The 841-nt window shown below is 38.0% G+C and carries 1 protein-coding gene; it reads right to left on the minus strand.

All coding sequences use genetic code 11. From position 1 onward, the window contains the following. On the minus strand, positions 1 to 841 hold an 841-nt coding region (locus tag EAL04_RS07845), incomplete at both ends, for a glycosyltransferase family 10 domain-containing protein (RefSeq protein ID WP_120974485.1).

Genomic DNA, 841 nt, shown 5'->3' on the forward strand with positions numbered 1-841 from the left:
CTCAAATCATCAATAGTCGCTAAAGGCTCATGCAAATCACGATAGAAAACAAAAGGGTTATTGTGATAGATCGTGTCGTTTTCTAAAATCGTTTTAAAAAAATCTAGGATTTTTTTAAAACTCAAATCTTGGTAAAAGTAAGCTTTCCCATCAATAGTGTTTAAAGGGTTTTCATAGAGCATGTCTAAATAAGCGTTTGGGTGCGTGTGCAAGTATCTCACATAGTCAATCGCTTCATCAAAATCTTTAAAATCACAAACATTCACAAAACTCTTAGGGTTAAAATCTTTCGCCACGCTAGGACTCCCCCAATAAATAGGAATGGTGTGGCTAAAGTAAGCGTCAATGATTTTTTCAGTTACATAGCCATAGCCTTGGGTGTTTTCAAAACACAGGTTGAATTTGTATTGGCTTAAAAACTCGCTCTTGTTTTTGACGTTATAGCCTAAAGTGTTTTTCACGCTCCCTCCCCCAGTAACTGGCTCAATAGAATTTAAAGCGTCATAGAAGGCGTTCCTTTTAGGGGCGTTAGGGTTGCTCGCGACAAAACTCGCAAACCCTCTTTTCAAAGGATCGCTCTCATCATTCACTACTGCGCATAAATTAGGGTGGTTTTCTTTAAAATGATGGGAGGGTTTTTTTAAAGCATAAAGGCTGTTATCTTTAATCTTGTAGGGTGAAGTGGTGTCATTCACGCTCTCGGCTTTATGGTGTAGCCTATCATAATACAAAGGCATTCTCAAATAACGATCTCTAAAGTCCAATTCATCAAAGCCTATGGCGTAATCAAAGAGGTTGAAATTAGGGACTTCGTTTTCACCGGTGTAAAACACTCTTTTAG

This window comes from Helicobacter pylori, assembly GCF_003638305.1.
In the GTDB taxonomy this organism is placed as follows: domain Bacteria; phylum Campylobacterota; class Campylobacteria; order Campylobacterales; family Helicobacteraceae; genus Helicobacter; species Helicobacter pylori_DJ.